General features: G+C 68.8%; 24 protein-coding genes and 1 tRNA gene. 13 read left to right on the top strand and 12 right to left on the bottom strand.

Translation table 11 applies throughout. From position 1 onward, the window contains the following. The first annotated feature begins 105 nt into the window (after positions 1-105). The 6 genes from add to AC4FS1_RS12005 all read left to right on the top strand — a co-directional run bounded on the left by add (position 106) and on the right by AC4FS1_RS12005 (position 6487). On the top strand, positions 106-1119 hold the full coding sequence (add, locus tag AC4FS1_RS12030) for an adenosine deaminase (protein WP_491155307.1): 1014 nt from the start codon (positions 106-108) through the stop codon (positions 1117-1119). After that, positions 1116-2513, top strand: coding sequence for an NtaA/DmoA family FMN-dependent monooxygenase (locus AC4FS1_RS12025; protein ID WP_491155723.1), 1398 nt, complete (start codon positions 1116-1118; stop codon positions 2511-2513). Before add ends, AC4FS1_RS12025 begins: the two co-directional genes overlap by 4 nt. Positions 2514-2550: 37 nt before the next feature. Further along, entirely contained in the window at positions 2551-3147 is a 597-nt protein-coding gene (locus AC4FS1_RS12020; RefSeq protein ID WP_491155305.1) for a TetR/AcrR family transcriptional regulator, read from the top strand. A 108-nt stretch (positions 3148-3255) separates the two neighbouring features. Further along, entirely contained in the window at positions 3256-4617 is a 1362-nt protein-coding gene (locus AC4FS1_RS12015; protein ID WP_491155303.1) for an NtaA/DmoA family FMN-dependent monooxygenase, read from the top strand. A 30-nt stretch (positions 4618-4647) separates the two neighbouring features. Then, positions 4648-6018, top strand: coding sequence for an NtaA/DmoA family FMN-dependent monooxygenase (locus AC4FS1_RS12010; protein ID WP_491155302.1), 1371 nt, complete (start codon positions 4648-4650; stop codon positions 6016-6018). A 40-nt stretch (positions 6019-6058) separates the two neighbouring features. Beyond that, the gene (locus tag AC4FS1_RS12005; protein ID WP_491155300.1) at positions 6059-6487 is read left to right on the top strand and encodes an NUDIX hydrolase; all 429 of its coding nucleotides are present in this window, start codon (positions 6059-6061) and stop codon (positions 6485-6487) included. Between the two features lies 1 nt (position 6488). Here the strand turns inward: AC4FS1_RS12005 and AC4FS1_RS12000 are convergent, their stop codons facing one another. After that, complete coding sequence (locus AC4FS1_RS12000; protein WP_491155298.1) at positions 6489-6968, bottom strand: aminoacyl-tRNA deacylase; 480 nt, start codon at positions 6966-6968, stop codon at positions 6489-6491. Continuing rightward, positions 6965-7519: a DNA helicase gene (locus tag AC4FS1_RS11995; protein WP_491155297.1), complete on the bottom strand. Its 555-nt coding sequence runs from the start codon at positions 7517-7519 to the stop codon at positions 6965-6967. The genes AC4FS1_RS12000 and AC4FS1_RS11995 overlap by 4 nt, the downstream gene beginning before the upstream one ends. Before the next feature lie 100 nt (positions 7520-7619). Between AC4FS1_RS11995 and AC4FS1_RS11990 the strand changes: the two genes are divergently transcribed. Together AC4FS1_RS11990 and AC4FS1_RS11985 are read left to right on the top strand one after the other, a co-directional pair. After that, complete coding sequence (locus AC4FS1_RS11990; protein ID WP_491155295.1) at positions 7620-8177, top strand: peptidylprolyl isomerase; 558 nt, start codon at positions 7620-7622, stop codon at positions 8175-8177. A gap of 16 nt (positions 8178-8193) precedes the next feature. After that, on the top strand, positions 8194-9120 hold the full coding sequence (locus AC4FS1_RS11985) for a rhomboid family intramembrane serine protease (protein WP_491155293.1): 927 nt from the start codon (positions 8194-8196) through the stop codon (positions 9118-9120). Between the two features lie 59 nt (positions 9121-9179). Here AC4FS1_RS11985 and AC4FS1_RS11980 read toward each other — a convergent pair whose 3' ends face one another. Next, on the bottom strand, positions 9180-9419 hold the full coding sequence (locus AC4FS1_RS11980) for a cell division protein CrgA (protein WP_491155291.1): 240 nt from the start codon (positions 9417-9419) through the stop codon (positions 9180-9182). A 53-nt stretch (positions 9420-9472) separates the two neighbouring features. On the opposite strand from AC4FS1_RS11980, the gene AC4FS1_RS11975 reads away from it, so the two are divergent. The 3 genes from AC4FS1_RS11975 to AC4FS1_RS11965 are packed head-to-tail and all read left to right on the top strand — an operon-like array spanning position 9473 to position 11063. After that, a complete protein-coding gene (locus tag AC4FS1_RS11975) occupies positions 9473-10252 on the top strand; it encodes a class E sortase (protein ID WP_491155290.1) in 780 nt (259 codons plus the stop codon). Continuing rightward, a complete protein-coding gene (locus AC4FS1_RS11970; RefSeq protein WP_491155288.1) occupies positions 10252-10407 on the top strand; it encodes a hypothetical protein in 156 nt (51 codons plus the stop codon). The genes AC4FS1_RS11975 and AC4FS1_RS11970 overlap by 1 nt, the downstream gene beginning before the upstream one ends. Next, positions 10404-11063 carry an anthranilate synthase component II gene (locus tag AC4FS1_RS11965; RefSeq protein ID WP_491155287.1) on the top strand — a complete coding sequence of 220 codons (660 nt, stop codon included), beginning with the start codon at positions 10404-10406 and terminating at the stop codon, positions 11061-11063. Before AC4FS1_RS11970 ends, AC4FS1_RS11965 begins: the two co-directional genes overlap by 4 nt. Here AC4FS1_RS11965 and pknB read toward each other — a convergent pair. From pknB to AC4FS1_RS11930, 7 genes are read right to left on the bottom strand one after another with little or no spacing between them, the layout of a single operon-like run. Further along, positions 11041-12741, bottom strand: coding sequence for a Stk1 family PASTA domain-containing Ser/Thr kinase (gene pknB / locus AC4FS1_RS11960; protein WP_491155285.1), 1701 nt, complete (start codon positions 12739-12741; stop codon positions 11041-11043). The two genes, AC4FS1_RS11965 and pknB, sit on opposite strands and share 23 nt — an antisense overlap. Before the next feature lie 43 nt (positions 12742-12784). After that, positions 12785-14515, bottom strand: coding sequence for a serine/threonine protein kinase (locus AC4FS1_RS11955; protein WP_491155283.1), 1731 nt, complete (start codon positions 14513-14515; stop codon positions 12785-12787). Continuing rightward, positions 14512-15966: a peptidoglycan D,D-transpeptidase FtsI family protein gene (locus AC4FS1_RS11950; RefSeq protein ID WP_491155281.1), complete on the bottom strand. Its 1455-nt coding sequence runs from the start codon at positions 15964-15966 to the stop codon at positions 14512-14514. Before AC4FS1_RS11950 ends, AC4FS1_RS11955 begins: the two co-directional genes overlap by 4 nt. Beyond that, complete coding sequence (locus AC4FS1_RS11945) at positions 15967-17379, bottom strand: FtsW/RodA/SpoVE family cell cycle protein (protein ID WP_491155280.1); 1413 nt, start codon at positions 17377-17379, stop codon at positions 15967-15969. Beyond that, positions 17376-18617, bottom strand: coding sequence for a PP2C family protein-serine/threonine phosphatase (locus AC4FS1_RS11940; RefSeq protein ID WP_491155278.1), 1242 nt, complete (start codon positions 18615-18617; stop codon positions 17376-17378). The genes AC4FS1_RS11945 and AC4FS1_RS11940 overlap by 4 nt, the downstream gene beginning before the upstream one ends. Before the next feature lie 13 nt (positions 18618-18630). Then, positions 18631-19170, bottom strand: a complete 540-nt coding sequence (locus AC4FS1_RS11935) for an FHA domain-containing protein FhaB/FipA (RefSeq protein WP_491155276.1) — start codon at positions 19168-19170, stop codon at positions 18631-18633. Then, entirely contained in the window at positions 19167-19907 is a 741-nt protein-coding gene (locus tag AC4FS1_RS11930) for an FHA domain-containing protein (protein ID WP_491155273.1), read from the bottom strand. Before AC4FS1_RS11930 ends, AC4FS1_RS11935 begins: the two co-directional genes overlap by 4 nt. Before the next feature lie 254 nt (positions 19908-20161). Here AC4FS1_RS11930 and AC4FS1_RS11925 point away from each other — a divergent pair. Further along, positions 20162-20248: transfer RNA gene (locus AC4FS1_RS11925), tRNA-Leu, on the top strand. A 153-nt stretch (positions 20249-20401) separates the two neighbouring features. Here the strand turns inward: AC4FS1_RS11925 and AC4FS1_RS11920 are convergent. Beyond that, the gene (locus AC4FS1_RS11920; protein WP_491155272.1) at positions 20402-20908 is read right to left on the bottom strand and encodes a GNAT family N-acetyltransferase; all 507 of its coding nucleotides are present in this window, start codon (positions 20906-20908) and stop codon (positions 20402-20404) included. 299 nt (positions 20909-21207) lie between these two features. On the opposite strand from AC4FS1_RS11920, the gene AC4FS1_RS11915 reads away from it, so the two are divergent. After that, positions 21208-21414 (top strand): cold-shock protein, encoded by a 207-nt coding sequence (locus tag AC4FS1_RS11915; protein WP_491155270.1) that lies wholly within the window; start codon positions 21208-21210, stop codon positions 21412-21414. A 38-nt stretch (positions 21415-21452) separates the two neighbouring features. Here AC4FS1_RS11915 and AC4FS1_RS11910 read toward each other — a convergent pair whose 3' ends face one another. Next, on the bottom strand, positions 21453-23519 hold the full coding sequence (locus tag AC4FS1_RS11910) for a phosphatidylglycerol lysyltransferase domain-containing protein (protein ID WP_491155268.1): 2067 nt from the start codon (positions 23517-23519) through the stop codon (positions 21453-21455). Positions 23520-23552 lie beyond the last annotated feature (33 nt).

The raw sequence follows: 23552 nt of genomic DNA, 5'->3' as shown, positions 1-23552 counted from the left end.
CGTCCCCCACCTCTTCCCCCCCACCTCTTCCCCCCCACCTCTTCCCCCCCACCTCTCTTCCCCCCCCACCTCTCTTCCCCCACAGCCCGACAAGGAGCACGCGCCATGACCATGACCGCCGACAGCCCGACCGAGACCGGCGCGACCCGCGACCTGCTCGCCCTTCCCAAGGGGCACCTCCACCTGCATATGGAGGCGGCCATGCGCCCGGCGACTCTCATCGAGCTGGCGGCGCGCATGAATGTCCCGGTGCCGGAGACGACGATCTTCTCGGGGTTCACCGAGTTCTCGACGGTGTATCGCACGCTCCTGACCGTGATGAGCGATGCCGAGCATCTCGGTCTCCTCATCGACCAGATCTTCCAGGATCAGGCGGCGCAGGGGGTGGTCTATGTCGAGCTCGGGGTCGGTTCCACCTTCTACGCACCGCTCTACGGCTCCGATGTCGCGGCACTGGAGGCCATGGCGGGCTTCGCCGAGACGGCAGCGGAGCGTTACGGTATCTCCTTCGGGCTCATGGCGACCATCGACCGCACTGCCGGCTATGACCGTTCGATCCTCGTCGCCGAAGCGGCCGCGCAGATGGCCGGTCGCGGCGTCGTGTCGCTCGGACTCGCCGCAGACGAGCGCGGCTTCCCGTGCGCGGATTTCGCCGACGCATTCGCGATCGGGCGTGACGCGGGGCTGCACGCCACGCCGCATGCCGGGGAGCTGGTGGGACCCCCATCGGTGTGGGAGGCGATCGACGTCCTCCACGCGACGCGCGTGCAGCACGGGGTCCGTGCGATCGAAGACCCGGCCCTCGTCGCCGCGCTCGCTGAGCGCGGCATCCCGTTGGACGTGTGCCCCACCTCCAACCACCTCCTCGATGTGGTCGCCGACATTCAGAGCCACCCGCTGCCGCTCCTGCTGGAGGCGGGGGTGCGGTGCTCGATCAACGCCGATGACCCGATCATCTTCGGGCCCGACATCCTTGCCGAGTACGAACTGTGCCGCAGCGTCCTCGGTCTGACCGACGAGCAGCTCGCCGCGTGCGCCTGGACCTCGATCGAAACCACGAGCGCATCCGCCGAGGTGAAGGCGGCGGCCAAGGCTCGCATCGACGCGTGGCTCGCATGACGGCGGAGGCGGTGAGTCAGACCCTGCGTTTCGGGGTCTTCGAGGTGATGGGCCCGCAGGTGGGTGGCACGTACAGCTGGCCGCATCCGCTCAGCGACAGCATCGACTACCTCGACCCGCAGCACTGGATCCGGATGGCACGGGTCGTCGAGGACGCCGGCTTCGACTTCCTCTTCTTCGCCGGCGGGTACGGATACCCGGTGATCGACGGCGACCTGTCGGACGTGTCGGTGGCCAAGGGAATCAACTTCTCCGGGCTGGACCCCGACTACATCCTCCCCCTGCTCGCCCAGCACACCGACCGCCTGGGCTTCGTCGTCACCCAGACGACCGGCGTCGACCACCCCGCCGCCCTCGCCCGACGGTTCACCACACTCGACCACCTCACCGGCGGGCGCATCGGCTGGAACATCGTGACGGGTGCCTCGCAGAACGCCGTCGCCGAGGTGTTCGGCCACGACGCGATCGTTCCGCACGACACTCGGTACGCGATGGCGGCGGAGTACGTCGAGCTCGCCTCGCGCCTGTGGGAGGAGGGCTGGGACGACGACGCTCTCGTCGCCGATCGTGAGAGCGGGTTGTTCGCCCGCCGGGACGGCGTGCACCGCATCGTCTTCGAGGGCGAGCACTACCGCACCCGCGGGTACTTCGCCGCGCCGCCGTCGCCGCAGCGGACGCCCGTGCTCTTCCAGGCCGGCACCTCTCCGGCGGGACGCGCCTTCGCCGCCGGCCACGCGGAGTGCGTGTTCGTGCAGGGCACCACTCCGGTGCGTACCGCTGCCGCGGTCGCCGACATCCGTCGTCTCACGGCAGAGGCGGGGCGGGAGCCCGAGTCGATCCTCCTCATGGCCGGGCTCACGGTCTTCGTCGCCGAGACGGAGGAGGAGGCCCGCGCGCTCGAGACGCAGTTCGACGGGATGCAGAGTGATGACGTGGTGGCGACCCTCTACGCCGGGAACACCGGCATCGACCTTCTCGCGCTCGACCCCGACCGGACGTTGCAGCAAGTGCTCGACGAGGGCGGGGCGGTCGGGCAGATGGGGACGAGCAACATCGAGCGGTTCCTCGGCGAGGATGCGCCCACCGTCCGGGAGATCCTCGACGAACTGCGCGGGCGTGGAACCCGTGGGTTCCGCCTCACCGGCGACCCGACGCAGGTCGCCGACGGCATCGAGGCGCTGGCCGCGCAGACCGGCCTGGACGGGTTCCTCATCGAGCCGGTCTTCCCTCCGCACGATCTGGAGGACTTCGGGCGACTCGTCATGCCGATCCTTGCCGAGCGAGGACGCGTTCGGGAGGGGCGCCCCGGCAACTCCCTCCGGGAGCGGCTCACCGGGCGCCCGGGCGACCGGCTCGGTGTCGATCACCCGGTCCTCGGTCGCGTCCACACCTGAGGCACCGTCCTGAAAGCGGCACCCTAGGATGGGGCGCGTGGACGCGCCCTCGGAACGAGATCGACTGTTGGGGCTGACCGTCGACCTCATCCTCCGCGAGGGAGTCATCGACCTCAGTCTCAGCGCGCTGGCCCGCAAGATCGGCTCGAACAACCGGATGCTCCTCTACTACTTCGGCTCGAAGCAGGAGCTGCTGGACGAGGCGTCGATGTGTGCTTTCGAGCAGTTCCCGCGGCTGCACGCCCTCTTCGACCGGCTGGCGCGGCCCGGGGACCTGGAGGCACGTCTCGTTCAGGCATGGCGCGACCTTTCCGATCCGGCGAACCACCCGTGGCTCCGCCTCTACTTCCAGCGCTTCGGCATCGCGATGCGTGAGACCGGAAAATGGGATGTCTTCCTCGGCCGTCAGGGCTCCACGTGGTCGGATCAGGTCGCCGCGATCATGCGGGCGGAAGGCTACGACGGGGACGCGAGCACGCTCGCTGGACTGGAGGTCGTCGCGCTGTGGCGCGGGCTCCAGCTCCTCCTCCTGTCCGGCGCCGACCCCGAGGAGCTGACCGCCACGTACTCCTTCGCAGTACGTGGCATGATCGACCGCCTCGAGGTCGTCGCCGTCGCGCGCCAGCGGGGCTGACACCAGTCACCGCTCTTTCTTCTGCGTGTGACACGGGGGAAACAAACCCTCCCTAGGGTGTGAACTGTTCAGTTCATCTGTTGGTTCACCTACCTGTTGGGAGCGCTCATGTCGGAGCCGTGGAAGATCGGAATGTTCCAGTGCGCGGCACTGATGGGTGGGTGGAAGCTGCCGGAGAACACCTCGCCGGACTTCCTGGACATGAACCACTGGCTGACGATGGCGCGGCGCCTGGAAGAGGCCGGAGTCGACTTCATCTTCTTCGCCGACGACTACGGGTACCCGGTGGTCAATGATGCGATCCCGGCCGCCGCCATCCGCAGCGGCGTGCAGATCCCCAAGGCCGACCCCACCGTCATCCTGCCCGCGATGGCCGCGGTCACCGAACGTCTGGGTTTCGTCACGACACTGTCCACCACCGTGGAGATGCCGCCGATGGTCGCCCGGAAGATGGCGACCCTGGACCACCTCACCCGTGGCCGGATCGGATGGAACGTCGTGACGGGGGCAGGACAGAACGCGTCGGCACGCCTGTTCGGCATTCCGCTCACCGATCACGACCTGCGGTACGAGATCGCCGCCGACCACGTCGAACTGTCGCTGCGGCTGTGGGAGGGATGCTGGGACGATGACGCCGTGGTCCTGGACCGGGCGGCGGGCATCTATGCCGACCCGTCGAAGGTCCGCGAGATCGAGCATTCCGGGCCGCACTTCTCCGCCAAGGGGATCTTGAACGTGCCGCCCGGGCCGCAGCGCACGCCCACCCTCTTCCAGGCCGGGGCATCAGAACCCGGTCGCGACCTGGCGGCCCGGTATGCCGAAGGCGTGTTCCTGGCGGCAGAGGTGCCTGCCCTCGCCGCCCAGGTCGCCGACATCCGTCGTCGGGCGGAGGCATACGGGCGCGATCCGATGGCGATCAAGTTCATCGTCGCCGGCACGTTCGTCGTCGCCGAGACCACCCAGGCGGCGCACGAGCTCCAGGCGCGCCGGCGGGCCGCCGTGTCGCTCGACGATGCCGCGGCCTCGTACGCGTTCTTCACGGGTCTGGATCTGTCCACAATGGACCCGGACAAGCCGATGGACCCCGCCGCCGTGCACACCCAGACCGGGCGGACCAACGTCGAACGCTTCCTCGGTCCGAACGCCCCCACGGTGCGGCAGATCCTGGAGGAGTTCCAACGGAACAGCGTCATGGGGGCTCCGCTGGTCGGAGACCCGGCCTCCGTGGTCGACCAGGCGGAAGAGGTTCTGGCCGCCACCGGCGCCGATGGTTTCGCCGTGCAGCCCGACCACACCGGCGGATTCGACACGTTCCTCGACCTCGTCATGCCGGAGCTGCGTTCGCGTGGGCACGTGCGCACCGATTCGCCCGCGATGACGCTGCGTGAGCGGCTGTCCGGTACCGACGACCCGCACCTTGCGGCCACTCACCCCGGCGCCGCGTTCCGGTCCGTCGCCGCGTTCGCCTGACGCGCCATACGCATCCCGAGAGGAGAAACCGTGACCAAGAAGCTGAGCATCGGCATGTTCCAAGGCGGAGGGGTGCGCGGCACCTGGCGCATCCCCGGCCGTGAGCACGAGCGGAACTTCACCGATCTCAGCTACTGGACCGACCTTGCGCGGGCGTGCGAGGAGGCAGGCGCCGACTTCCTCTTCCTCGCCGACTCCTACGGCTATCCCACACTTCACGGCGGCATCATCCCCACCTCCATCGAGAAGAACGTGCAGTTCTCGAGCGTGGATTCGCAGATGCTGATGTCGGCGATGGCGGCGGTGACGGAGAAGTTGGGCCTGGTGACCACGGTGTCGACGACCGTGGAGAAGCCGCCGATCGTCACGCGTCAGTACCGGACCCTGGACCACCTTTCTCGAGGTCGCATCGGCTGGAACATCGTGACCGGTTCCGCTCAGGCCGGATCCGCCCTCCTGTTCGGGGAGCCGCTGATCCCGCATGCCGAGCGCTACGCCCGCGCCGATGACCACGTCGAGCTCTCGCTGAAGTTCTGGGAGGGATGCTGGGAAGACGACGCGCTCATCATGGACGGGGCGAGCGGCACGTGGGCCGACCCCGACAAGGTGCACGAGATCGTCCACGACGGGCCCTACTTCTCGGCGAAGGGTGTGCTCGTCACGCCGCCGAGCCCGCAGGTCACCCCGACCCTGTTCCAGGCGGGCGCCTCCGAGGCGGGGCGGGCGCTGGCGGCCAAGTATGCTGAGGCGGTCTTCCTCGCTGCCGAATCGAAGGCGCTCGCCGCCCAGATCGACGACATCCGACGCCGTGCCGAGGAGAACGGGCGCGGGCGCGACGCGGTGAAGTGCCTGATCGCCGGCACGTTCCGCGTCGCCGAATCGCGCGAGGCCGCACGCGCGCAGCACCAGGCGCAGATCGACCAGATCACCCTCGAGCACGCCGCGACGCTCTACGCATACTTCACGGGGGTGGACCTCCTCTCCCTCGACCTCGACAAGCCCATTCCGGCCGGCGCGGCGCAGAGCGACAACGGTCGCACCAACATCGAGCGCTTCCTCGGGCCGGACGCTCCGACGGTGCGGGAGGTCCTGGAGGAGTTCCGTGCCAACGGGGTCATGGGCACCCCGTTCCTCGGTACGCCCGAGGAAGCAGTCGACCAGGCGGTCGCGATGATCGAGGAGACCGGCGCCGACGGTTTCCTGGTTCAGCCGGAGGCCGACGGATCGCACGAGCTGTTCTTCCGCCACGTGATGCCGGAGCTACGGCGGCGCGGACTGCTGAAGGACGAGCTGCCCGGGACCACCCTTCGCGAGCACCTGTTCGGTGAAGGGCACACCCGCCTGCCCGAGACGCACCCGGGCGCTCGCTTCCGGGCGGCGGCCGTCCCCGCTGCCGTGTGAGGTGGCTCGGCGACGCCGCACGGCCCTAGGCTTTCGCCTTATGGACATGAGGGTCGCCGCTTACGCCGTGGTCGCGGATGCGGACGGCCGCGTCCTGCTCGCGCACTGGAACGAGGGTCGCCACGCCGCGTGGACGCTCCCCGGCGGGGGCCTCGAGCCCGGGGAGGACCCCGAGCACGCTGCCCGCCGCGAGGTGCGGGAAGAGACGGGATTCACCGTCGCCCTTGACGACCTGCTCGGAATCCACTCCCGCGTGATCCCTACCGGGGATCGGCTGAGCGACGACGCAACGGGGCCGCTGCACGCACTGCGGATCGTTTACCGCGCACACCTCACGGGTGGCAGCCTGCGCAACGAGGTCGGCGGATCCACCGATCGGGCCGAGTGGTTCTCGCTCGCGGAGATCGGGGCGCTCGCCCGCGTCAAGCTCGTGGACATCGGCCTGCGGATGGCCGGTCTTCTCGCCTGACTCAGGCCGGAGCGTCGACCGTGATGTCGCCGACGGTCGCGCCGTAAGCGGCGATGAGATCGTCGGCGTCGACGAAGAGGCTGTAGCCGTGGGCACCCGCACCCAGGCCGATCCGCCGCCCGACGATGCGCTCGTCCGCGAAGATCGGCCAGTCAGTGGTGCTGCCGATCGGCACAATGGTTCCGCGCTCGTACCCCGTGGCGGCCAGCGCACGCTGGGGGTCAGGCAACTGCAGCCGGTTGACGCCTACGAGGGTGCGGAGTTTGGGCCACGAGATCGCCCGATCGCCCGGAACCAGGGCGAACAGATACGTATCGTCCGACCGCTTCACGACGAGGGTCTTCACGATGTCGGCCGGCGTCAGTCCCAGAAGCGCCGCAGCCTCGGCGAGGCTCGACGCCGCTGGGCGCTCCACCAACTCCACCTCGAGGTCGCGCTCTGCAGCTGCAGCACGAACCCGCGCGGTGGGGTCTTCGCTCACGCGTCGGGTGCGCGCAGCGGGTCGTCCGCGACCCAGAGCTCGTCGTCTGCGCGCAGCGTCTGCCACGCGGCGTACACGACGCCGGCAGCGGCAGCGACGCCGAGGATGATGGCGATGACGCCGCCCGCACCGATGCCCGGGCGCTTCGGCTCGGCGAACTTCGCCGACAGTGCCTTGGTGGCCTGCTTGCCGTACTTCTCGGCCTTCTTCGTGTAGGTCTTGGCATCCGGCAACGCCAGACCACGACCGGACGCCAGGCGCTCACGCGTGTCGTTCGCCGCATCCCACACCGACAGCGCAGAGCCGACGACAGCGCCGGCGCTGGGCACGACTTTGTCGGTCAGCAACTGCCGCGAGAAGCCCACGCCCTTGCCATAACCCTGCTGGACAGCCGGCACCACCTGCTCACGGCCCAATTTGCCGAGCTGGCGACCCGCCTCGCGGGCGACGTTCGCACTCTCGCTCAGCAGCACCTGCTGAGACCCCCAGAGCTTGGAAGCCTGTTCCTGAAGCTTGCGGAGTTCTTTCTTGCGCTTGCGGCTGAGACTCACGGTAATGCCCTCCCGGTCGATGGGACGTATGCCACCATCTTGCCAGACCGAGCGTGATCACGACGGAGGGGGTTGCAGATAACTCTGCGAGAATGTACTCATGCCTTCGCACTCTGCTGTCGCCACCATCCACACCAACCACGGCGACATCGTCGTCCACCTGTTCGGTGACCAGGCCCCTCGCACGGTCCAGAACTTCATCGGTCTCTCCGATGGCTCGCAGGAGTGGACCCACCCTGCGACCGGTCAGCGCGGCGAAGGCCCGCTGTACAACGACGTGATCTTCCACCGCATCATCCCGGGGTTCATGATCCAGGGCGGCGACCCGCTCGGACAGGGCGTCGGAGGACCGGGCTACAACTTCAACGACGAGATCAGCCCCGAGCTCGACTTCAACGCCCCCTACAAGCTCGCCATGGCCAACGCCGGCACGCGCCGCAACGCCATCACCGGCCAGCTCGAGGGCACCAACGGCTCCCAGTTCTTCATCACCACCGACCCCACGCCGTGGCTGCAGGGCAAGCACACCATCTTCGGTGAGGTGGCCGACGACGCCTCGAGGGCCGTCGTGGACGCGATCGCCGCGGTACCGACGGCGGCCGGCGACCGCCCGATCGAGCCCGTGGTCATCGCCTCGATCGACGTCGTTCCGGTCTGACGGGCGGACGCTGCGGGTGAGCACGGACGAGTTCCACCGCAACCGCGACAACTTCTGTTACCGGCACCCCGACCGGCAGAGCTTCGTCCTCTGCCAGCGGTGCCTGCGGACGATCTGCGCGGAATGCCAGACGCAGGCGGCCGTCGGCGTCATCTGCCCGGAGTGCCTCGCAGAGCAGCGTGCGAACGTCACCCCGGCGCAGCGGACGGCTGAGCGTCGGTGGTCGCGCCCCGCCGTGAGTGCCGTCTCCGACGGCCGCCCCCTCGTGACGTATTCGATCATCGCCGTGACGGCATTCGTGTTCGTCGTGACCCTGATCCCCGGCTTCGGCCGCGTCGTGGAGAGCCTGCTGTCGTTCTACGCGCCCGCAATCTATCCACAGATCAGCGGCGTCTTCCAGCCGTGGCGCGTCCTGACCGTCGTGCTCGTTCACGACGGGTTCTGGCACATCGGTCTGAACATGCTCGCGCTGTGGTTCATCGGGCGCAGCCTCGAGCCCCTGCTGGGGCGGGTCCGCTTCCTGCTGCTCTACGTCCTCAGCGCCGTCGGCGGATCGGTCGCGGTGGCGTTGCTCGCGCCGAACGTGGCGGTGGTCGGAGCATCCGGTGCGATCTTCGGTCTCTTCGGCGCGCTGCTCGTGATCGGGCGCCACATCGGCGCCAACATCCGGATGATCGCCATCCTCATCGCCGTCAACTTCGCGCTGCCGTTCGTCCTCGCGATCGTCTCAGCGGCGGGAACCGGGTCGTTCGCGAACGCGCTCGCGGCCATCCAGATCTCGTGGCAGTCGCACCTGGGTGGGCTCATCGTCGGCGCCGCGGTCGGCTTCATTTACGCCCGCACGCGCGCCCGCCGGCAGCGCCCCCTGCAGATCGGCCTGATGGTGGGTCTCAGCGTCGTCCTCGCGGGGTTCCTGGCTCTTCCCCCGATCCTCTACGCGTAGGTCGACGGGAAGTTATCCACAGGTCTATCCACACATGGGGACAAATCACACCCGTGTAATTATCGCCACCGCGTGGTCATCAGGAAGCCGATGAAGGCGATGGCGAAACCGATCGCCAGGTTCCACGCGCCGATCCCGGGGATGGGGAGATTCGTGCTGCTGAGGTAGAAGACGAGTACCCAGACGAGGCCGATCACCATGAGACCGACCATCACGGGCATGAACCACACCGGGTTGGGCGGAGCATCCCTCTCGCTGCGGTCGACGATCGGGTCTTCGCCGTTGCCAGAACGTGCCATACCCACAGTCTAACTGCCAGCCGCCCCATAGCCCGGAGCCTTAGGATCGCAGCGTGGAGGCCACGGAGGATGAGGCGACTCGGCGCGCGCGCCGCCGCCCCCGACGTCGTGTCTCCGTCGTCGGCGTGATCGGGGAACTGCTCATCACGGTCGGTGTCGTTGTTCTCCTCTACGTCGCGTGGCAGATGTGGATCGGCGATGTGATCTACGCCGCGGAGAAGAACCAGGCCGGATCGGAACTCTCCGAGCAGTGGGAGCAGCAGCACACGCCGGTGACACCCTCCACGGAGCCCTCGGCGGAAGCGCCCGCCGAACCCGTCGCGGTGGAGCCGGTGATCCTTCCCCAGCCGGCCGACGCGCAAGAGTTCGGGGTCATGCGCATTCCACGCTTCGGCGCCGACTATGCGATGCCCATCGCCGGCGGGGTGAGCCGCGCGAAGACCCTCGACCCCATTGGGATCGGCCATTACCCCGACGCCGCCATGCCGGGAGAGGTCGGCAACTTCGCCGTCGCGGCGCACCGGACGACATTCGGGAAGCCGTTCAACCGCATCGCCCACTTGCGCGTCGGGGATGCCATCGTCGTGGAGACCGAGGTGGGGTGGTACACCTACCGGTTCCGCACGCTCGAGTATGTGAAGCCCAACGCGGTGGACGTGCTCCTGGATGTCCCACGCAAGCCTGACGCGCCGGCCGGAGAGCGATACATCACCTTGACCAGTTGCAGTCCGATGTACGCCATGACCGAGCGGATCGTCGGCTACGGCCTCTTCGAGTCATTCACCCCACGCGCCAGCGCCCCACCCGCCGCTCTGACCGAGGCGGCAAGCTGATGTACGGCGCGTTGTGGCATGTGCTTCCCGGCCCCTGGTGGCTGCGCGTCGTGATCCTCCTCGTGCTCGCCGCTGCGGTGGTCTACGGGTTGTTCTTCTGGGTCTTCCCGTGGGTGAGCCAGTTCGTGAACCCGCAGGACGTCACCGTCCAGTGACCGGGTTCCGCGTGCTGGTCGTGGACAACCACGACAGTTTCGTCCACACGCTCGCCGGCTACGTCCGCGAACTGGGCGCCGAGGTCGGGCTCGTCGAAGCGGACGCGATCGACCCCGAGGACGCCGCATCCGTCGTCCGGTCCGCCGACGCCGTGCTGGTCTCGCCGGGGCCGGGGGATCCGGAGCACGCCGGCGCGTCGATCGCCGTCGTCCGCGCGGCGGCGGATGCGGCAGTGCCCCTGCTCGGAGTCTGCCTCGGTCATCAGGCGATCGGCGTGGCGTTCGGGGCGACGGTCGCCCACGCTCCCGAACTCATGCACGGACTGACCTCGCCCGTCGAGCACGACGGGACCGGGCTGTTCGCCGGGTTGCCGCATCCGCTGGTGGCCACGCGTTACCACTCGCTCGCGATCGTTCCCGCGTCTCTGCCCCCTGATCTGGCGGTGACCGCCACGACCGAATCGGGGGTCATCATGGGGGTCGCGCACCGCTTCGTCCCGATCGTCGGGGTGCAATTCCATCCCGAGAGCATCCTCACCGAGGGCGGTCACCGACTCCTGGGCAACTGGCTGGCATCCGCCGGAATGGACGGGGCCGACGAGCGCGGGCGGCAGCTGGGCCCCCGCGGTCCGGTCAGGTCCCCGAGCAGACCGTGAGCAGGATCTCGGAGTGGATGGGAACCTCGCCGGGGCCGATCGACTGACGCACCACGGTGGGGGTCGCCGCCGCCGGGCACGAGGGATCCTCTTCCGACGTCACGCTCAGCTGCAGTTCGGGGCTCTGCAGTTCGCGGGTCGCCGCATCCAGCGTGTAACCGGTGTAGTCCACGATCACGACGCGCCCGGTGGAGACCACCAGGTTCACCGGAGTCCCGAGCGGTACGGCAGCACCCTCGGCCTGGTCGACCTCGAGCACCGTTCCTGCGGCCACCGCCGGATCGTTCCGCTGCCGGATCGCTCCCACCACGAGGCCGGCATCGGTGAGGGCTTGACGCGCCGCTTCTTCGGACAGCCCCGTCAGGGTCGGAACGGATGCGGTCTCCTCGCCGCGGGAGACGTAGACGGTCACTTCGGCGCCGCCCGCGAGCGAGATGCCCGCGTCCGGGTCGGTGCGGATGACGTTTCCGGTGGCGACATCCTCGCTGGGCTCGTCCACACGCAGGGGGACGAGGTCTTCGGCGAGAAGGAGTTCCTCGGCGCGCTCCCAGGCGACATCCGAGACGTCCGGCACGATCCGGGCATTGCCGGGCACCTCAGCGCTCGGACGGATGGACATCGTCCAGATGAGCACGGAGACCAGCAGGACGGCCAGCAGGGCCACGCCCGACCAGATCCATGCCACCGGCGGCCCGGACTGGGTACGGCGCATCGTCGTGTCGGTGCTCAACTGCCGCAGCGATCGTGCGGTCTCGGCCGCGTGGCGCGGGTTCGGACCGTACAGCTCGCTGGTGAGCGCCCCCAGCTGCCGTTTGCTGGGCTGCTTCCCGTCGGCGGCCTCTTCGAGTGCGGCTCGGAAGGTCGCCGCATCCGGGAACCGCTGGAACGGATCCTTCGCGAGGGCTCGGAGCACCACCGCATCCAGCGCCCGCGGCACCGTCTCGGTGATCTCCGACGGCGCGATGGGAGCCTCGCTCACATGCTGGTAGGCCACTGCCACCGGCGATTCGCCACGGAAGGGCTGCCGGCCGGTGAGGAGCTCGTACAGGACGACCCCCGCGGAGTACAGGTCGGCACGGGCGTCCACCGGCTCGCCCTTGGCCTGCTCCGGAGAGAAGTAGGCCGCGGTTCCGAGGATCGTGGTGGTCTCCGCGACGGTGGATGAGGAGTCCGAGACCGCGCGGGCGATACCGAAGTCCATCACCTTCACTTGACCGTCATCGGTCACCATCACGTTGCCCGGCTTGATGTCGCGGTGCACGACGCCGGCACGGTGGGAGAACTCCAGAGCTTCGAGGATGCCGTCGACGTAACGCCGGGCGTCTTCTTCCGGTACGGGTCCCTCGGCGATGATGTCCTTCAGCAGCCTGCCGTGGACGAGCTCCATCACGATGTAGGGCACGGGGTGGGGTACCCCGTCCGACCCGATCTCGGTGTCCTCTCCCGCGTCGAACACCCGGACGATGGCGGGGTGGGCCATGCGCGAGGCCGACTGGGCCTCGAGGCGGAAGCGCGTGCGGAACGCCGCATCCTCGGCCAGTTCCCGGCGGAGCACCTTGATGGCGACCTGACGGCCGAGGGTGACGTCGTACCCGCGGTACACGCTGGCCATGCCGCCTCGGCCGATGAGTTCATCGACGCGATAGCGGCCGGACAGCACGCGTGTCTCGGTCGTCACGGTGCACTCCCCGGGTGGTGGATCAAAAGGTCAGCTTAGGTGGTCATGGGGACGGCGACGAAGTGGGCTCCGGCGCCGCGGCGATCGAGACCTGCGAGGTCGGAGACGACGCGGACTCGCGCTGACCCCCCTGCCCACTGCACAGCCCCACGTACCGGGCGGTGATGCTCCCGGTTGCGGGCACCTGGATCTCGGCGGACTGTTCTCCGGGACCGAAGCTGCGCTGCTGCGTGCCGTCCGTGAAGAGGGCGCCGGTGAGCGTGACGGTGTATCCACTGAGGCTGCCGGTGCCGCTCGGGCAGGAGAACGCGCCCCACGACACCGTCGCGGTGGAGTTCGCCTCGGCCGGATTCGGCTCGACCGTGGGCCCGTTTCCCGGAGCGGGAATCGGAGTCTGCTCGCCGTAGCACGTGACGGTGAGGGCATCGCCTTCTTCGAGATTGCCGCGGGCCGGATCGGTGGACTCCACAGTGCCGACCTGCTCGCCGGAGGGGGCCGCTGAGCCGTTGGCACGCGCCGGACGGAGGCCGGCGTCGGTGGCGGCCTGGATCGCCGCGTCGCAGTTCATCCCGACGAGGCCCAGGGCGTCGAGGTTCACCGTCGTCGACTCGGGCGTCGGTTCGGGGGTGGGGGTGGTGGCGGGCCGGGTGGGGGTGGCGGAGCTGGTCGTCGGCGCCGGCGCCGGGTCCTGGTTGACGAAGAAGGCGATCAGGGTGCCGCCCAGCACCAGCACGAGGAGCCCGATGAGGGCGACCAGCGGCCAGGTCCATGGGCTGCGCTTGCGCTTCTCAGGCGGAGCATCCTCTTCCGTGTGCTCGGCAGTGGCCACCATCGTCGGAGCCGGCAGCAAGCGTGTCGCGGCCGAGGTGTCGGCGCCCGCGGTCAGAAGCTGGGTGACCTCATCGGTCCCCGCGGCTCCGCCGATGGCCGGGACGGCGGCGATCGCGGCGGACAGGTCGCCCCGGCGCAGCGCGGAGGCGGCGCGTGACACGGCCGCGGATGACGCGGGGCGCTCATCCGGCTTCTTCGCGATCATGGCCATGACGAGCCGCTGCACGGGCTCGGGCACGGTGGGCGGCAGAGGAGGCGGCTGCTCGTTGATCTGCGCCATGGCGATCGCCACCTGCGACTCGCCCGTGAAGGGGCGCTTGCCGGCGAGCGACTCGTAGGCCACGATGCCCAGCGAGTACGTGTCGGTCGCCGGGGATGCCGCGTGTCCGGACGCCTGCTCGGGCGAAAGGTATTGCACCGTCCCCATGACCTGGCCGGTCGCGGTCAGCGGCACCTGGTCGGCGATGCGGGCGATGCCGAAGTCGGTGATCTTCACCCGTCCGTCGGGCGTGATGAGGAGGTTCCCGGGCTTGATGTCGCGGTGCACGAGACCCGCCGCGTGTGCGGCCTGCAGGGCCGCCGCCGTCTGCGCCACGATGTCGAGGGTCTTGTCCGTGGACAGGGTGCCATCGCGCTCGAGAATCGTGGAGAGCGCCTCACCGGGCACGAGTTCCATCACGAGGAAGGCGCTGCCGTTCTCCTCGCCGTAGTCGAACACGCTGGCGATGCCCTCGTGGTTGACGAGCGCAGCGTGGCGGGCCTCGGCGCGGAAGCGCTCGAGGAAGCCCGGGTCGCCCATGTACTCGTCTTTGAGGATCTTGATCGCCACGGTCCGGCCGATGACGTGGTCGGTGGCTTCCCACACCTCGCCCATGCCGCCGATCGCGATCCGCGACTCCAGCTCGTAGCGTCCACCGAAGGTCACACCCTGTGTCGGTCTCATTTATTCAGCACCGCCTCCATGACCTTCTTCGCGATAGGAGAGGCGATGGTGTCACCGCTTCCCGACTGTCCTTGCCCTCCGCCGGCTTCCACGACGACCGCGACGGCGACCTGCGGATCATCCGCCGGAGCGAAGCCGGTGAACCACAGCGTGTACGGGCGGTCGCCGTTCTCCGCGGTGCCCGTCTTACCGGCCACCTCGACCCCACCTATTCTTGCACCGGAGGCAGCGCCGTCACTGACATTGGCGACCATCATGCGCGACAGCTGAGCCGCGAGATCACCGTCGAGCGCCTGGCCGAACTCGGTGCCGTCGAAGGTCTCCTGCACGGTCAGATCCGGACCGATCACGGAATCGACCATCTGCGGGTTCATCACCACACCGCCGTTCGCGACGCCGGCGGAGACCATGGCCATCTGCAGCGGAGTCGCCGTCACCTGACCCTGACCGAATCCGGTCAGCGCGGTCTGCGCGTCATCCAAATCGCTCGGGTAGGCGGACTCGGTGGAGGTCAGCGGCAGTTCGAACGCGCGGTTGAAGCCGTACTTCTCGGCTTCCTCGCGGATGGCGTCGTCGCCCAGCTGTACCGCCAGCTCGGCCATCGGGATGTTGCAGCTCAGGCGGAGCGCGTCGGCGATCGTGACCTGCTCGCCCGGACCGCACGTCCCGCCACTGGCGTTGCGCACGGTGCGCGATGACTGCGGCAGCTGGTAGATGGCCGGGTTGGGCAACATGGAGTCGGGCGTGTACTCGCCGGAAGCGAGAGCGGCGGATACGACGACGAGCTTGAACGTCGAGCCCGGCGGGTTCAAGTCGCCGCCGATCGCCCGGTTGAACAGCGGATCGCTCGGATCGGCCAGCAGCGCGTCGTAGGTCGCCTCGACCGCTGCGGTGTCGTGGGAGGCGAGGGCGTTCGTGTCGTAGCTGGGGCTCGTCGCCATGGCGAGGACGCGTCCCGTGCTCGGCTCGATCGCGATCACGGCGCCCTCCAGGCCGCTGAGCGCGTCGAAAGCGGCGCGCTGCACGACGGGGTCCAGCGTGATCTCCACGTTCGACCCGCGCGGCGGCTGACCGGTGACGATGCGATCCAGGCGGGAGAGGAACTGCGACCCGGCCGTACCGCTGAGCACCTGGTTCATGGCCTGCTCGAGGCCCGTGGCAGACCCGAGGACGGGATTGATGAAGCCTGTCACCGGCGCCCACATGTCCGCATCCACGTACGTCCGCTGCCAGCTGTACACGTCGTTCGAGGGTACGGACGAGGCGATCGCCGTGCCGCCCGCGATGATCGAGCCGCGCTGCACCTCGTAGGAGTCGTAGAGGGCGCGTGTGTTGGCCGGGTTCTGAGCCAGCTCCTCGGCCTGTACGACCTGGATGACGCTCGTCGATCCGAACAGCGCAAGGAACATCACGAGCATGAGGATGCTCAGACGTCGTAACTCTTTCGTCATTTAACCGATCACCACCCGGGGTCGGCTGCGCACCGCATCGGAGATGCGCAGCAGCAGCGCGACGATGAGCCAGTTCGAGATGAGGGACGAGCCGCCGGCTGTGAGGAACGGCGTCGTCAGACCGGTGAGGGGGATCAGCCGCGTGACGCCGCCGACCATGATGAACACCTGCAGCACGATCGTGAACGACAACCCCGTGGCGAGCAGCTTGCCGAAGTCGTCCTGCCCCGCCAGTCCGATGCGGATGCCGCGGCTGGCGAAGACCATGTAAAGGCAGAGGATCGCGAACACGCCCACGAGTCCGAGTTCCTCACCGAGGCTGGGCAGGATGTAGTCGCTCTGCGACAGCGGCGTGAGGTAGGGCCGTCCCTGGCCGAGTCCGGTCCCGATCAGTCCACCCTGAGCGAGGCCGAAGATCCCCTGCACGAGCTGATAGCTGCTGCCGTTGATGAGTTCCGGGTTGAACGCGTCGAGCCAGTTGTTGAACCGCGCCCCGACATAAGGCAGCACGCGAGAGGCGAGGAAGGCGCCGCCGGCCGCCAGCAGCACACCGATCAGCACCCAGCTCGTCTTACCCGTGGCGACGTAGAGCATCGCCACGAACATGCCGAACAGCAGCAGCCCCGTGCCGAGGTCGCGCTGCAGCACGATGATGCCGAGCGAGATCAGCCAGATGATCAGCAGCGGACCGAGTTCGCGTGCGCGCGGCCAGGTCATCCACAGGAATCGCGTCCCCACCGAGCTGAGGCTCTCCCGGGTGCGCACCAGGTAGCCGGCGAAGAAGATGGCCAGCGCGATCTTGGCCAGCTCACCGGGCTGGAACTGGAAGAGGCCGCCGACCGACACCCACACGTCGGCGTTCTGATCGGTGCCGAGGCCCGGGACGAACGGGAGGAGCAGGAGCAGCACGCCGGCCAGGCCGAATAGGTAGGTGTACCGGAAGAGCACGCGATAGTTGCGCAGGAAGACGACGATGAGGATGGCACCGCCGATGGCGATCGCCGACCAGGCGAGCTGACGTGTGGAGGAAGCATCCCAGCCGAGATGGTTGCGCGCGATGTCGATGCGATAGATCTCCGCGATGCCGATGCCCGTCAGGAGCGTGGCGATGGGGAGGACGAAGGGGTCGGCGTCACGCGCCCGCAGCCTCAGCACGATGTGGAGCACGAGCGCGAGCGCGAGGGGGAGGCCGCCGTAGACGAAGACCTGCGCGTCGAGGGCGCGGCCGGTTCCGAAGTTCACGAGCACGACGGCGCCGACGTTGATCACGAGGGCGAACAGCAGCAGCCCGAGCTCGCGGTTGCGCTGGGTCTGCGGCACGCGGATGCGCCGGAGCGCCCGGATCACCGCCGTGTCGGCGCTGACGCCATCGGCGGGTGCGCTCGTACGGGCGATCGGCGTCGAGGAGGTCATCGTCCCTCCAATCCGGCTGTCTCACGCAGGCGATCCACGATCAGCTCGGCGTCGGAGAGGGAACGGGCGTTGATGGTGCGCTCCACCGTCCCCCGCTCGAAGTCGGGAAGGTCGGCCAGGGCGATGCCGGTGTCTTCGTGGGGGGACGACAGCGAGATCGGACCGAGCGATTGCTGGATGCCGCGGTACACCACGACAGTGTCGTCGTCGGCGCCGATGAAATAGCGCGTCTGGGTCCAGTTGTATGCGACGGCGAGCGACGCGGCGATGGCGGCGAGCACCAGGAGGAAGCCGATGATCCAGCCCGCCCGGCGACGTCGGGCACGACGCCGGTCTTCCTCGATGAGCTCCTCGAGGAACTCGGCATCCGGCTCGAAGTGCGTCGGCTCGTTCGCCGCCTGGCGGTTCGGATGCAGCCAGCTGCTGCGACCGGGCCGCGCCGCAGGCACCTCGACGCCCACGGGGTTCGATGCCGACCCCACGATCGTGGGGGTGCCGAGGAAGAGGGGATGCTGACCGCCGACGTCGACGATGACGATCGTGACGTTGTCGGGCGCCCCGCCGTCGAGCGCCTGCTTGAGCAGCATGTCGGCGGTGCGGCCGGGAGCGAGACCCGCCCCGAGTGCCTTCGCCGTGTGCTCGTCATCCAGCACGCCCGACAGGCCGTCCGAACACAGCAGCCACCGGTCACCGGGCTGAGTCGGCATGATGAAGGTGTCGACCTCGGGGTCGGGGTCCATGTCGCCGAGCACGCGCATGAGCACGGAGCGGCGTGGGTGGTACCGGGCCTCTTCCGGGGTGATGCGCCCCGAGTCGACGAGGCGCTGCACGAAGGTGTGGTCGGTGGTGATCTGGGTCAGCGCGTCGTCGCGGTAGAGGTAGATGCGCGAGTCGCCGATATGCGCGATGACGGCATAGTCGTCGACCATGACGAGCGCACTGACCGTCGTGCCCATGCCGGCGAGCTCCGGCCGGCGGCCCACCGTGTCGATCAACTCCGTCGCGGCGTCGGTGATCGAGTCGCGCAGTGCCCGTTCGGCCTCGGCGGTCGACGTGAAGGGCTGGTCCAGCAGCGCCAGTTGGGAGATGGCGAGGCTGGATGCGACGTCTCCGCCGGCGTGACCGCCCATGCCGTCGGCCACCACGAAGAGATTCGACCCGGCGTAACCGGAATCCTGGTTGTTGGAGCGCACCTTGCCGGTGTGCGAGATGGCGGCGCTCGAGCCCTGGAAGACCATGGAGTTCCGGGGACTACTTCCGCAGCTCGAAGGTCGTCGCGCCCACCTTGATGGGGGCGCCGATCTTCACCGGGACGGGAGCGGCCACGCGGATGCCGTCGTGATAGGTGCCGTTGGTGGAGTCCAGGTCCTGGATCATCCACTTGTCGCCCCACAGGACGAGTCGTGCGTGGTGGCTCGAGGTGTAGTCGTCGCGGATGACGAGCGCCGACTCGCTGGAGCGGCCGATCGTCAGCGGCTCATTACCCAGGGGCAGCTCGACACCGGCCTTCGGACCACTCGTGATGACGATGCGCGAGACCGTGCTCTTCGTGGCGTTTCCTCCGGGCGCAGCATCCTTCACCCGGGGAGGCGCGGGTCGGCCCACGGGGGTCGTCGCGTCCGCCGGCCCGGCGGCCTGCACGGGCGCGGCTGCAGCAGCGGCCGGCTCCGGGAGCTTGCGCACCTTGACGCCGAACAGATCGGCGCGGAGCGAATACACCACGGCGAAGACGAAGAACCACAGCAGCAGCAGGAATCCGATGCGCAGCAGCAGAAGGGTGAGTTCGCTCACGCCCTGGGCCCTCCCTCGTTCACGCCGAACGCGCGCGTGGCGTCAGGAACCCGGGGGCGGGAGGCGGCCGGCGCGGCCTGGGGGACGACCCGGAAGACGATGTCGGTGCGCCCGATGGTGACCGTCGAGTCGGGCGGAAGGGGGGCTTCGGAGATCTTCTGGCCGTTCAGTTGCGTGCCGTTGGTCGAGCCCAGGTCGCGCACCATCGCGCGCTCGCCGTCCCAGAGGATCTCGACATGGCGGCGGCTGGTGCCCGAGTCGGGGAGGGTGATGTCGGCGTCGCTGCCGCGGCCGATGACGGTGCGGGACTTGACCAGCGGATGGCGGGAGCCGTTGATGTCGACGACGCCGCGCCACGAAACTGTTCCCGCGGCGGTCTTCGACTCCACCCGGAGCGTGCCTGTCGACAGGGACTCGTCGCGCTCGAGCGTGATGGCGACGGGACCGGCGAAGGAGTACCCCTGCGTCCGGGCGTGGGCCTGCACGAGCGTGTCGAGCTCGGAGTCGAGCGCCGTACCGAGCGATCGCATGCGCTCGTCGTCGGCCGGAGCGAGGTGCACCGTGAAGGTGTTGGGCGCGAGGATGCGGTCGCGGCTGACCACCGCAGCCTTCTTGTCGAGCTCGCTGCGCAGCGCCGACGCGATCTCCACCGGCTGGATGCCGCTGCGGAAGGTCTTCGCGAACGCGCTGTTGACAGCGCGTTCGAGACCCTTCTCGAAACTGTCGAGTAGCCCCACGAGACTCCTTCAGGCAGGCAAACCGGTGGGTACATCGTAGTCAGCACGCCTGGGGAGCTTATGGACGCCGCTCTCTCTCGGCTTTTCGCGCGTCTTTCGCCCGCCAACTCAGGAGGATCCGCCCTCACCGGCTGGCGGGGCGCCCGCAAAGTCGATCCAGCCTGAGTTCGGCTCGGCCATGCACGGGCCGCTTTGACGCGTGCGTGGCCGTGATATTGTCGGGAAGTTGAGAGCGCAGGACGTTTCTGCGCCTCGCGCGAGTGGCGGAATAGGTAGACGCGCTGGCTTCAGGTGCCAGTGCCCGCAAGGGCGTGGGGGTTCAAGTCCCCCCTCGCGCACCAAACGGAAGGGTCCCGAGAGGGGCCCTTTTCCGTTTCCCGGGCCCAACCGCCCCTCCTTCCCGCGAGACCTCATCTCCGCCACGAGACTGCGGACGAGAGCCGCAGTCTCGTGGCGGAGATGGCTTCTCACGGAACAACGGGACGGGCCTCGGGCTACTCCAGGGTCGGGGGAAGCACGTAGAGGCGGGCCTCGACCTCGCGGGAGCGGGGGTCGGCGCCGCGGGAGCCGGCGCTTGACGCCTCGGCCCTCGGACGGGACACCTCGGTGAATCCGATGCGCTCGAGGACCGCGCGGGACGGCGCGTCGGCGGAGACTCGGGCGTACAGCGGCCGTTCCCCCTCGCGGGCCACGAGCAGCTTCAGCGCTTCCGTCCCCACGCCCCGTCCCTGCGCGTGCCGGGCGATCGAATACGTCACCTCCCGCTCGCCGTCGACCGAGAAGGCCGCGGCCATGCCGGCGAAACCGCCGTTCTCGGTGACGACCCAGACGGCGACATCCGGTGAGGTGCGCTGGCGCTGCATCAACTCATCGAAGGCGGTCCGATCATCGGGGTCGGATGCGGTGAACACGGCCGGATCGGCCGATCCGGCGGCGCGCATCATCTCGAACACGGCGTCGAGATCGTCGTCGTCGAAGTCGCGCAATTCGATGTGTCCCACACCGCCACCCTATGAGGGCAACATCGCCTCAGAACTTTCCATCTCGCTCTCGCGCTGCACGCGGTGTTGTCAGTAGAGTGTTCGCAGTCACGCTCTGCGTGGCCTATCCGGGGGGATCCGTCGACGCCCGGGCTTTGAGCGTTCGGCTCAGCCCGGGCGTCGTATGGTTAACGGCCCGATCGCGCCGACGCGACGCCGTGCAACGTTTGTGTCACCATCCGATGCGCCCGGAGCCTGCGACCGTTACCGTGGGAATCCACCGGCGCACCAGGGCGCCGGCAAGAAGGAACGGCAACGCAATGAGTACCCAGGGCACGGTCAAGTGGTTCAACTCGGAGAAGGGCTTCGGCTTCATCGCGCCCGATGAGGGCGGCGCGGATGTCTTCGCCCACTACTCGGCGATCGAGGCGGCGGGCTATCGCTCCCTCGAAGAGAACCAGCGCGTCGAATTCGAGATCGCACAGGGCCCCAAGGGGCTGCAGGCGGAGAACATCCGCCCCATCTGACGCCATGGCGCCCGCCCCTGCGGAGGCGGCGCCATGCATCAGTGTTCGCCGCGCACGAGTTCGCGCCCGGCGTCGGCGAACTGCCGCAACGTGGCGGTCGGCAGGAACGCGCGAGTGAGCGCCGCCCCGATGCGAGTGAGGTCGCTCTCGTCGCGGTAGAGCAGGTACATCGTCTCGTAGCGCGGATGGAACTTCTGCTTGAAGCGGTGCAGTGACGCGAAGCCGTAGACCGGCTCGAGCACGTCGGCCACCCACCGTGTGAGGTCGGCGATGGCGCCGGCTCCGGGCGGGTATTCGTGGGTGAGGGGAGCGCCCGACAGGGAGAGCACTTCCGCTCCCTCTGCGGCGAAGAACGTCGCGGATGACGCGATGAGGTACTCCATCACCGGGCCGAAACCGCCGTCCCGGCGCCGCATGAGGTCGAGGGTCCACCCGCGCACCCGGCCGTCGCCGTACACGGGCAGCCACGACAAGAACCCGTCGACGTCGCCGACGGGCGAGATCGCGAGAGCAAGCCGCACCTCGGGATCGGCCGCTTCGTGGAGCGTGCCGAGGGTGAAACCCATCTCCGGCAGCCCCTTGTCCCCCACCCAGCTCTCCGAGATCGCCCGCAGTTGCTGCTGGATCCCCCACGGTTCGTCGCGCAGACGCGTCATCCGGAACCGCATGCCCTCCCGAGCGGCTCGGTTCAGCGATGTGCGCACGTCCGACCACGCCTTGCCGGTGAACTGGAGACCCGGCAGGTCGACGATGGTGTCGTCGGCGACGACGAGGCTCCGCCAGCCGGCGGGGACCGCTGCCCGCGTGGCTTCGCTCGCACTGAAGAAGCACGGCGCGAGGCCGGCACGCTCGCTGTTGCGGATGAACTCCGCGATCACTTCGGGGCGGGATGCGGCGGGGCCGATGGGGTCCGCGAGAGCCAGCGCGACGCCTGCTCGGCACTGATACGCGACGATGCCGCCGCCCACCCGGGAGTAGTCGTTGTGGTCCCAGGTCGCCATCCACGACAGCGTGCCCCCGCCGTAGCGGCGGATCTCGTCCTTCACCTCGTCGCTGGTCGGTGGAGCCGCCTCGCCGATGCGGGCGTTGCGGCGGCCGCGGAACGCGGCTCGGGCCAGGACGAGGTAGCCGAACGTGAGCGCCCACAGCACCGAACCGGCCAACCACACGCTGACGTCGGTATCGACCGCGGACTCGACGTCGGCGATCCCGAGAAGAGCGACCAGCACGACGAGGCCGACACCCACGACCATCTTCAGCACCGTGAGCGCGACGCTCACGGTCCACGCCCAGCGTCTGCCCCGCATCATCCCGCGGGCCACGATAAGGATGACGAGGGCGTCGAGAACGACGCCGACCCAGGGCGCCTGAGAGGGCGCGGTGCGGCCGAAGGGCCCGGTGGTCGGCACCAGGAGGGTGACGATCTGGATGACGCCGAGGACGATCAGCATCACGGATGCGATCAAGCGCTGCTCGCGGACGCTCACGCGCTGCGGACGCAGGGCGCGGGATGTCCCGAGGACGAGAGCGACGGCAAGGACGTGCTCGAGATCGGCTATGGTGCCCCCGAAGAGCAGCGCCACGAAGACGAACGCCACGAGGACGACCCAGGCGCGCAGCCGCCAGGGGGACACGAACAACGACACCGCCGCGGCGAGGCACGCCATCGTGCCGCCGGAGGGACCGACATCCAGCGCGGCGGCCTCTGTCTGAGCCCACGGCCAGGGGAGCATCGTGCCCAGCCAGAGGAGGAGCGACGCGGCGAGCACGGCGAAGAGTTGCCCGATGGCGAAGTAGCTCAAGGCCACACGCGACCCGCGCTGGTACTCCAGATACGCCATCCCGGCGAAGGTGAGGAGGGTGAAGAGGTAGGTCGCCGGGCGATCGACGAAGAACATGCCGGTGATCAGCGTCCACCACCGACCCGACTCGACCGCCGGAAGGCCATAGGCGACGGAGGCGAACAGCGGGGTGTCTTCGAAGGGCGACCAGAGCCCCCGCCACACCACCCCGACGGTGAGGACGATCGTGACGAGAGTGAGGGTGGCGGGGACCCGGCCCGCCACATGTCGGAATCGGTGCGGCCTGGCCGGCTGGTCCCCCATGCGTCTCACCTTATTGATAGGGCGGGCGGGCGA

The organism is Microbacterium sp. Z12_35, assembly GCF_058310475.1.
The sequence above is the reverse complement of the archived record's forward strand: the minus strand, read 5'-3'. Positions and strand labels throughout refer to the sequence as shown.

Excerpts from the sequence above, each read along its gene's own strand:
- AC4FS1_RS11915 (WP_491155270.1), top strand. The coding sequence starts at position 21,208 with ATGAGTACCCAGGGCACGGTCAAGTGGTTCAACTCGGAGAAGGGCTTC.
- AC4FS1_RS11910 (WP_491155268.1), bottom strand. The coding sequence starts at position 23,519 with ATGGGGGACCAGCCGGCCAGGCCGCACCGATTCCGACATGTGGCGGGC.
- AC4FS1_RS12005 (WP_491155300.1), top strand. The coding sequence starts at position 6,059 with ATGGACATGAGGGTCGCCGCTTACGCCGTGGTCGCGGATGCGGACGGC.
- AC4FS1_RS11945 (WP_491155280.1), bottom strand. The coding sequence starts at position 17,379 with ATGACCTCCTCGACGCCGATCGCCCGTACGAGCGCACCCGCCGATGGC.
- AC4FS1_RS11970 (WP_491155288.1), top strand. The coding sequence starts at position 10,252 with ATGTACGGCGCGTTGTGGCATGTGCTTCCCGGCCCCTGGTGGCTGCGC.
- add (WP_491155307.1), top strand. The coding sequence starts at position 106 with ATGACCATGACCGCCGACAGCCCGACCGAGACCGGCGCGACCCGCGAC.
- AC4FS1_RS12025 (WP_491155723.1), top strand. The coding sequence starts at position 1,116 with ATGACGGCGGAGGCGGTGAGTCAGACCCTGCGTTTCGGGGTCTTCGAG.
- AC4FS1_RS11950 (WP_491155281.1), bottom strand. The coding sequence starts at position 15,966 with ATGACGAAAGAGTTACGACGTCTGAGCATCCTCATGCTCGTGATGTTC.
- AC4FS1_RS11980 (WP_491155291.1), bottom strand. The coding sequence starts at position 9,419 with ATGGCACGTTCTGGCAACGGCGAAGACCCGATCGTCGACCGCAGCGAG.
- AC4FS1_RS11990 (WP_491155295.1), top strand. The coding sequence starts at position 7,620 with ATGCCTTCGCACTCTGCTGTCGCCACCATCCACACCAACCACGGCGAC.
- AC4FS1_RS11940 (WP_491155278.1), bottom strand. The coding sequence starts at position 18,617 with ATGGTCTTCCAGGGCTCGAGCGCCGCCATCTCGCACACCGGCAAGGTG.
- AC4FS1_RS11955 (WP_491155283.1), bottom strand. The coding sequence starts at position 14,515 with ATGAGACCGACACAGGGTGTGACCTTCGGTGGACGCTACGAGCTGGAG.
- AC4FS1_RS12015 (WP_491155303.1), top strand. The coding sequence starts at position 3,256 with ATGTCGGAGCCGTGGAAGATCGGAATGTTCCAGTGCGCGGCACTGATG.